Annotated in this window: 6 protein-coding genes; 2 read left to right on the top strand and 4 right to left on the bottom strand. The window is 59.6% G+C overall.

Features of this window, described 5'->3' with window-relative positions:
* Window positions 1-53: 53 nt before the first annotated feature.
* A complete protein-coding gene (locus tag ABYA88_RS13945) occupies window positions 54-1931 on the bottom strand; it encodes an acetyl-CoA hydrolase/transferase C-terminal domain-containing protein (protein ID WP_373188001.1) in 1878 nt (625 codons plus the stop codon).
* A gap of 66 nt (window positions 1932-1997) precedes the next feature.
* On the bottom strand, window positions 1998-3014 hold the full coding sequence (locus tag ABYA88_RS13940) for a hypothetical protein (RefSeq protein WP_373188000.1): 1017 nt from the start codon (window positions 3012-3014) through the stop codon (window positions 1998-2000).
* Between the two features lie 170 nt (window positions 3015-3184).
* On the opposite strand from ABYA88_RS13940, the gene ABYA88_RS13935 reads away from it, so the two are divergent.
* Entirely contained in the window at window positions 3185-4609 is a 1425-nt protein-coding gene (locus ABYA88_RS13935) for an MFS transporter (RefSeq protein WP_373187999.1), read from the top strand.
* A gap of 4 nt (window positions 4610-4613) precedes the next feature.
* Here the strand turns inward: ABYA88_RS13935 and ABYA88_RS13930 are convergent, their stop codons facing one another.
* Entirely contained in the window at window positions 4614-6749 is a 2136-nt protein-coding gene (locus ABYA88_RS13930; protein ID WP_373187998.1) for a 3-hydroxyacyl-CoA dehydrogenase NAD-binding domain-containing protein, read from the bottom strand.
* Window positions 6749-8071, bottom strand: coding sequence for an acetyl-CoA C-acetyltransferase (locus ABYA88_RS13925; protein ID WP_373187997.1), 1323 nt, complete (start codon window positions 8069-8071; stop codon window positions 6749-6751). The genes ABYA88_RS13930 and ABYA88_RS13925 overlap by 1 nt, the downstream gene beginning before the upstream one ends.
* Window positions 8072-8357: 286 nt before the next feature.
* Here ABYA88_RS13925 and ABYA88_RS13920 point away from each other — a divergent pair.
* Window positions 8358-8636: CBS domain-containing protein (locus ABYA88_RS13920; RefSeq protein ID WP_373187996.1), on the top strand; the 279-nt coding region annotated here is incomplete at its 3' end.

Raw genomic sequence — 8636 nt, 5'->3', positions numbered from 1 at the left:
GCTGAATTGGTATGGCTAACGCTGTAACCGGGTGACGGGGGCAGGGTCCCGACTCAGCTCCTGTCTGCCTCCAGCGTGGCCAGAAGTAGAGCGCGATATAGCCTTTCCTTGAAGCCCCGGGGACGATCCAGTTGCATGCGTTCCAGACAAGCCTGGGCACCCGGCCCCGGCTTGCTTCTCAGACCGTCAATTATCAGCGGCAGCATCGCCCGGGTGTTGCCCGCCAGTGGTGACAACTTCGATAACGCTATGGCCAGATGTTCCTCTTCTTCAGTAAGACCGCTGCCCAGTGGAAAGCTTGGCAGGTGGCCAGCCTCCATGGCGGGCCGTAAAGCCTGTTCGATACGCTCGGGTGTATTGTTGCGATGAGCTTGCGCGATTTCATGGTCGCCAGGCAGTTTCCCTGCTCTTTTCGCCCGCGCGAGTAATTCCGGCTGGAAGGCCGAGTCTGCAATCTGCAGCAATGCAGCGATCACCTGTGCATCGGTCTTGCCGCGCAGATCCGCGACGCCGTATTCGGTCACCACCATGTCGCGCAAATGCCGCGGTATGGTGGTGTGCGGGTAATCCCAGACAATGTTGGAGTGGCGTTCGCCCTTGCGCGTGCGCGTGCTCGGCAGGGTGATGATGGATCTGCCATCGGCGAGGGCGAACGCCTGGGCGACGAAGTTGTACTGGCCGCCGACGCCACTGACGACCTGATAATCGGCAAGGCCATCGGAGACTACGGCCCCGCTCAGGGTCACCATCATTGCGCTGTTGACGAAGCGGGCGGCGGCGCGTGCATGCCGCTTGCCCGGTTCATCGCCGTAGAGCTCGTTGGTATATGACACCGGCATCATCGCGATCGTGCTGCGGGTCTCGGCGGGCATTTCTGCAATACGCTTATAAAAGCCCGGGCTGCCGACAAAGAACCCTGCGTGCACTACAGCGCCATCCACTTTGCGGGTCATGATGCCGGCGGTGATCAGCTCGAGAAACCCTTCGACGAGCATTTCGGTAACGCCGTACAGCCCCTGGGTGAAGGGTTGCCGATGCGCATGGGACTGCTCCGGCCGCTGTGCGTCGAGCTGGTCGAGCAGTTGTCCGTATAGCTCACTATCGCGATGGCGCAGCAGCAGACTATGGGTAATCGCATCGCCAATCGAGCCGATGCCGATCTGCAGACTGCCGCCGTCTTCGATCAGGTTGGCGATCTCCAGCCCGATGGCATGGTCGGCTGTCGAGACTGGCTTGTTGGGCGGCATGAACAAGCCGAATTCGTAGGCAGGGTCCTGCAGGATCATGTCGAAATCGCTTTCCGGCCGGTCTGCGGCACCGCCCATGAAGGGCAGAGCTGCATTGACTTGGCCAACGCTGAGCAGGGTCAGCGCGCCGCTGCGGCGGCGGTCGAGCAGATCGGCACTGATATCTGGGTTGCAGCTGAGGCTGAACCGGCTCCCCGAACCATCGGTAGTGGCGACTGCAGGGGTCACCAGTTGCAGGATGAGATTGACCCCGGCGTCGATCAGTTCGTTCAGCGCATGGGTGTAATTGATCGAGGCATAGTTCTGCTGGGCCAGAGGTACGCCCAGCCATTGGCCCGATTGCAGGAAGAAATCCTTGAATACGATATTCTCCGGCAATTCGCCGGCGCGCACTGCTTTGGCGTATTTCAGAGCGGGGTAGGCATCGAACAGACGTGCGGAAACAGGCTCGAGAAAACGCTTCTCCAGTTCACTTCCGGCGCGGGGGCGTTCCAGTGTCAGCGCAGTGAGAATGCTGAGCGATATATCCGGATCGGCACACGCGCGCCTGAATAGCGCATTGACCAGATGATTGGCCTTGCCCAGGCCCAGGGGCAGGCCGAGCACGATCCTGTTGTTCAGCCGTTCCAGAATGGTATCAACCAGGGCTTCACAGTCATTGAAATAGTGGGGGGAGTCGGACATCAAGATTCTCACAGCCAGCGAAGCTGCCAGTATAGCGGTGCAGCAGTGAGTTACGAGAGGGCAGGCTCAGCGAATGAAATTGACGTAATTGCGATGCGGGTTAGGCCCGCGCCAGATGAATCCTTCGAAATAGTAATGCAGAAACGACATTGTCAGGATGGCGATGCTGATCACCGGGTAATGTTGCTGGCTGCTAAGCACAAATGCGATGGCAATCGAGAGAGCAGGCAGCAGTAATAGTGGCGAAAGCCGGCTGAACCCGGTCAATCGGTAGAAGAGATTCACCGGGCCATGACGGTTTCTGTTGCGGTCGTGGGTAATGTAGACGGTATAAGCGGTAAGGTCGTGGATGACGCGCGGAATCAGAATCACGAAGAGCGTGTAGCCGAGATGATTGATCAGCAGCGCCGAGATGATCAACGCCACGTTGCTCCACAGGTACCAGACGCCCATACGGTGCCGCGACGTGGGGGCGAGTCGCAATGCCAGCACCAACTGGGCGGCGCAGAGTAATGCGGCGATCCAGGTAAACAACTCGACAATGGTCAGCGCCACGCCACCCACACGGATTGCGCTGCCCGGTATGAACTGTTGGCCGTACACGTTGATATAGATGGCAAATCCGGCAAGGATTGATGTCCACTTCCAGAATTTGAATGTGCGGGTGGGGGCAGTCCCCATCATCATCAGGGTGAGGCCGAGCTGCTGGGCCAGAACATGGTAGATGGTATAGAACGCGAGAATGACCAAGAGGAGGTCATAACTGACCGGTTGCGGCCCGAAATGGCCGGCGCTGGTGATTGCGGCAAATAGCAGCAGAGGCCAGAACAGACTGCGTCGGTAGAAGCTGAGGTACTCACGATCGGCCATCGTCAGCAGGCTGGCAATGATATGCGGCAGGCCGAAAATGACGGTCCAGAAGGGCCACTGCTCGGGGCGGTCGGGCAGATACCGGTGGATGGCCTGACCGTCGAGCAGCAGCGCGTCCAGGATAATGGCCAGCAGGCAAGCGGGAATGATGGCATAGAGCGCCAATAGCCATCGGCAGTCGATGCTGTGTGTCAGCGGCTCTGATGTGCTCATGCTTTTGTTATATGATTTGGGCCCATGGGGCATCAGAGCATAAAGCAAACTCGGCCAGAACCACCCGAATGGGCGGTTTGACTTTTTTTGTGCAGTGGCTCGAAAGTACGGTAAAAAGTACGGTAATAAGAAAGCGCGCCCGACAAAAACCCGATAACAAGAAGAACATTATGCGTGACAGCCCGGCATTGCCGGTAAAAACCAAATTCGCCTACGGAATAGGCCAGGTGGCCGAGACCATCAAGGGCACCGGATTCGATATATTCCTGTTCTTCTATTTCACCCAGGTGCTGGGTCTGTCCGGCACGCTCGCCGGCGTTGCGGTGATGATCGCGCTGATCTTTGATGCCGTCACCGATCCCCTTGCAGGTTATGTTTCAGACCATTGGCGTTCCCGCCACGGCCGCCGTCATCCGTTCATGGTGGTAGCCGCGGTGCCGCTGGGCATTGCCTGGTTTGCGTTGTTCATGCCGCCACAATCACTTTCGCAAACCGGGTTGTTTTGGTGGCTGGCCGGCTTCGCGATTCTGGTGCGCGGCGCCATGACCCTCTACTACGTACCTTATCTGGCGCTGGGCGCCGAGCTCACCAGCGACTACCAGGAACGGACTTCGGTGGCGGCATGGCGTGGAGTCTGTGGTGTGCTGGCCGCAGCTATGGTCGCCGTGGTCGGACTGTCGCTGTTCTTTCCGGATAGCGCCGAGTTCGAAAATGGTCTGCTTAATCCGGCGGGTTATCCGAAAGTGGCGCTGGCAGGCGCTATTATCATGGCGTTGGCTATCCTGCTCTCGGCCTGGGGAACACGCGATCGCATCGCACTGCTGCCCCGAACCTCGGCAAGTCTGGCGCGTGCCCCGGTGCGCGAGGATATTGCTGCGGCCTGGCGTAACCGGTCTTTTCGCTCGCTGTTTCTGGGCACGATGCTGGTGGCGGTGTCGATCGGGATCGTGCAAACACTGAACATGCACCTGAACGTGTATTTCTGGCAGCTGTCTAGTTCCTCGATTGCGTTTCTGGCTGTCGGCCTTTTGGTCGGCTGGCCTGTAGGTATCATGCTGGCAGGGCCCCTGCATCGCCGTTTCGACAAGAAACGCACCATTATTGTCGCGGCGCTGATCGGGCCACTGGCAGGCAATATCGCAGTCGTTTCGCGCTTGGCCGGAGTATTTCCGGATCAGGGAAGCGCGCTTTTCGTGCCGCTGATATTCTGCGTATTGTTTATTTCCGGTGTGGCGGCGGGCCTGGCTATGATTTCCGGCGCGTCAATGATGGCGGACGTGACCCAGGAACATCAGTTCCGCACGGGCCGCAGTCAGGAAGGCTTCCTGTTCAGCGCTATGGCTTTTACCGGCAAGCTGGCAGCTGCGGTCGGATATGTGGTCGCCGGGGTAGGTTTGGATCTGATCGGCTTTCCGCTACAGGCCGAACCCAGCCAGGTCAGCCTGGCCGAAGTGACCCGGCTGGCGCTGCTGAATCTCTCTGCGTGCCTGTTCGGCTTTGCATCGGTATGCGCTTATTTTTTCTACGATATTGACCGCGCCAGGCAGGAGCACACCGCTCGGGCTATCGCCGCGCGTGATGTGCTGCTGCCCTGACTGGTTACTCTGATGAGGTAGGGTTACTGCTCCATCCCGGATCAGGACTGAAGCGCTTGCCATGCTTTGCTTCAAGCTCTTCCAGCCTTGACTTGACCTCGGCCGTGCCGCGCGCGCGAGCATAGTGCATTGGTCCGCCGCGAAAGGGCGCAAAGCCGGTGGCAAAAATCATGGCGCCATCCAGCAGGTCGGCGTCCTCAATCACCCGCTCGCGCAGGCATGCCTGGCAGGCATTGAGCATTGGTAAAATGAGCCGGTCCAGCGTGTCCTCCGGTGCCGGTTCAAATTTGTCGCGTTTCTGCGCCTGGCCGTCTTTCCATGAGTACAGCCCCTTGCCTGTCTTGCGTCCCAGCTCATCGTCTTCGACCTTGCGACGAAACCAGTCAGGCGTTGCCGGCTGCTCGTTATCGAGGCGCTCGCGCAGCATTGCGGCAACATCCAGACAGATGTCCAGACCGACCTGATCGGCCAGTTCCACCGGTCCCATCGGCATACCGAAATCCAGCGCGACCTGATCTATTGCTTCGGCGTCCACTCCTTCGTCCAGCAGACAGATGGCCTCTACCAGGTACGGCGTCAGCGCACGGTTGACGAGAAATCCCGGCGCGCTGGACACCGGCGTCGGCAGCCGGTCAATCAGACCTGCAAAGCTGCGCGCCTGGGCCAGCGTGCTGGCACTGGCCTGATCATGCGCGACCACTTCGACCAGTTGCATCTTGGCTACCGGATTGAAAAAGTGAATGCCGACCAGACGCTCCGGCGACTTCAGACCCTCGCGCAATTGTTCCAGCTGGATGCTTGAGGTGTTGGTAGCCAGGATCGCGCCCGGCTTCAGGCGCGCTTCGACGTCTGCATACACCTTGCGCTTGATCTCGAGGTCTTCCGGTACCGCCTCGATCACCAGATCCGCCCGGCCTATGCCATCATTGGCCAGATCCGGAATCAGCCGGTCGAGTACCTCGCGGGTTTCAGCCGGCGACAGGTGCTTGCTCTTGCACAGCTGTGCAGCATTGCCGACGGCCTTGGCGATCATCTCCGGTCTCATGTCGAACAGGCTGACGCGCAGTCCCTGCAGAGCACACCATCCGGCGATATCGCCGCCCATTTTTCCGGCACCGATCACATGGATGTGCCGTAGCTCGGGGAGGTCATGGCTGTCGTTCTTTTCTGGCTTGCCCTGGGCCTTGAGCTTTTCGCGCAGGAAAAAAACCCGCACCAGATTTTGCGAGGTTGGCGTCTGCAGCAGCCTGGCAAAAGATTCGACTTCCTCGCGCAGCATTGTCTGCGGATCGTCCGCGTGCTCTTCCCACAGCTCGATAAGCGCTTGCGGCGCAGGGTAATGCTCCGGCGGGGCCTTGCTGGCTGCCTGCGAGCGCATACGCTTGCCTGCCAGTTGCCGCGCCAGCGCGTGTTCGAAGGGCTTGCTGTTCCAGGCTTTCTGCTCGGACCTGTCGATCTCTCCATTTCCGGCGGCGGACACCGCAGCCGCGACATGACGCTCCTCAACCAGTTGATCTACCAGCCCCAGAGCTTTCGCTTTGGAGTCATGCATATTCTTGCCGGTGAGCATCATGGTCATGGCGTCGATAGGGGGAATCAGTGCCGGCAGGCGCATCGTTGCGCCCAGGCCCGGATGCAGGCCCAACTGAACCTCCGGGGTGCCAAATTTGGCTCCGGGCACCGCCAACCGGTAGTCGCAACAGAGTGCCAGTTCCAGCCCGCCGCCGAGTGCGGCACCGTGGATCACCGCAATGGTCGGGCACGCCAGATCCACGAGCTTCTGCGCGACCCGGTGCGCCTCGCTGAGCTTTTCGATTGCCTGCTCGCGGGTATCGAGGTCGCGGAACTGGGTAATGTCGGCGCCCATGCAGAAGCCATTGTCCTTGGCCGAGCGGATGACCAGCGCCTTGGGCTTATCACCGCCAAGCTGGTCGAGTATCGCATCGAGTTCGCGCAGCAACTCCTCTGACAGCACATTGGTGCTGGTATCAGCCTTGTCCATCAATAACCAGGCGATGTTCTGTTCGTCGCGCTTGAGGTGCCAATGACGCCACTCGCCGCTGTGTGCCTGTGGCGCCCGTATAAAGGGGCCGAATTCGCGGTCACGCTCAGCCAGCGCGGAATAGACCCTGCCTGTCATCAGCTTGTCTCCTGCAGCATTTCGATCAGCATTGCACCTGCCTGGCCGCCGCCGATGCATTCTGTGGCGATCCCGCGTCGAAGCTTCTTGCGCCGCATCGCGTTGACCAGATGCAGCACTATGCGGTTGCCGCTGGTTCCGACTGGATGGCCAAGGCTGATCGCGCCGCCGTCGACGTTCAGCCGCTCACGGTCGAGTTGGCCAAAAGGCTGCTCAAGGCCGAGCACCGTGCGGCAGAAATCCTCATCTTCCCATGCGGCGAGGCAGCCCAGCACCTGTGCGGCAAAGGCCTCGTTGATTTCCCAGAGGTCGATATCGTCTTTTCCCTGGCCGTTACGCTTGAGCAGCTCGGTAACCGCCAGCACAGGTCCCAGGCCCATGATCTTCGGGTCCAGCGCAGACCACTGGCTGTCGATAATTTTTGCGATCGGTTTGAGACCGTGCTCTTTTACGGCCTTTTCCGAGGCGAGGATCACCCAGGATGCGCCGTCGGTTATCTGCGAACTGTTGCCGGCGGTCACCTGACCGTGGGGCGGTTCGAAAACCGGTCTGAGTTTCGCCAAGGCAGCCAGACTGTTGTCCGGCCGTACGCCGTCGTCGGCGCGATAGAGCTCTCCGGCATTGGACATTGCCGGCATCACTTCATCGTCGAGCCAGCCCTCTGTCTGCGCATGGGCCAGCCTTTTGTGGCTTTCCAGTGCGTATTCGTCGGCTTGCTGACGAGTGATGCCAAAAAGGTGCGCGACCACTTCGGCGGTCTGGCCCATGTTCAGTTCGGTGATCGGATCGGTCAGACCGCGCTCGATGCCGATAACCGGTTTCAGCATGGCTGGCTGAAACTGGCTTGCCGCCTGCATTTTGGCCGCCACGCTTTTTGCCTGCTGCAGATCGCTCAGCCATTCGACAGCGTCCTGACTCAGCAGCAGCGGGGAGTGGCTGAGGGCTTCGGCCCCGCCGGCCAGAATCAGATCGGCGCTGCCTTCACGAATATATTTGGCGGCCGTGTCTATTGACTGCATGCCCGAGCCGCAATTGATCTGCACAGTGAACGCGGGCATGGCTTCGCCGAGTCCCAGGCGGAGCGCGGCAACGCGTGCCGGATTCATTTCTTCGGAAATGACATTGACGCAGCCGAGGATCACCTGGTCAAACGCTTGCGGAGGGAAGGGCTGGCGCAGCAGTAGCGGCCGTCCGCATTGCACGGCGAGGTCCACCGGAGTAAATGGGCCGGGGCGGCCGCGTGCCTTGAGAAACGGGGTGCGGGCCCCGTCAATAATATATACCGGCTCTGCTACAGAAGCGGTCTGATCGCGAGTTGCCATTGAGATATCCTTTTTTTCAGCCAAGTCCGGAGATACCAGGCAAATCCGGATCTCTGTTCTCCTTAATGTGGCCCGTTAAAGGGTAGCAAGTTCCTGCAAGGCAGCAAGTTTGCGGTCTTCCGTGGGGCGGCCATCCGTGGGGCGGCCCGCCGCAAGTAACTTGAAACTTTCATCTGCTTGTTCAGTCAGGAAAAGGGTAGGCCGTCGGTTGTTGGCTCCAGCGTAAACGCCGGCTCAACTGAACGCGATCTGCATACAGATCGCCTGGCACCGAATGAGGAGCACCATGATGCAAGTCAAAGATGTGATGACAGGCAAGCCCGAATACCTGGATGTGAGTGCCAGCATTCTGGAAGTGTCACAGCGGATGCGCGATGACGACCGTGGTTTCACGCCGATCGCAGAGAAGGAAAAGATCGTTGGCGTGGTAACCGATCGCGACATCGCGGTACGCGCCGTGGCGGAGGGTAAATCGCCCAACGAGAAAATCAGCACTATCCTCACCGGGACGGTGCTGTACTGCTTCCAGGATGATGATGTGAAAGAGGTGCTGCAGAACATGCAG

This window comes from Halopseudomonas sp. (genome assembly GCF_041579695.1).
Classification (GTDB): domain Bacteria; phylum Pseudomonadota; class Gammaproteobacteria; order Pseudomonadales; family Pseudomonadaceae; genus Halopseudomonas.
This window is presented reverse-complemented; position numbering and strand designations above follow the sequence as displayed.

Excerpts from the sequence above, each read along its gene's own strand:
- ABYA88_RS13945 (WP_373188001.1), bottom strand. The coding sequence starts at position 1,931 with ATGTCCGACTCCCCCCACTATTTCAATGACTGTGAAGCCCTGGTTGAT.
- ABYA88_RS13940 (WP_373188000.1), bottom strand. The coding sequence starts at position 3,014 with ATGAGCACATCAGAGCCGCTGACACACAGCATCGACTGCCGATGGCTA.
- ABYA88_RS13935 (WP_373187999.1), top strand. The coding sequence starts at position 3,185 with ATGCGTGACAGCCCGGCATTGCCGGTAAAAACCAAATTCGCCTACGGA.
- ABYA88_RS13930 (WP_373187998.1), bottom strand. The coding sequence starts at position 6,749 with ATGACAGGCAGGGTCTATTCCGCGCTGGCTGAGCGTGACCGCGAATTC.
- ABYA88_RS13925 (WP_373187997.1), bottom strand. The coding sequence starts at position 8,071 with ATGGCAACTCGCGATCAGACCGCTTCTGTAGCAGAGCCGGTATATATT.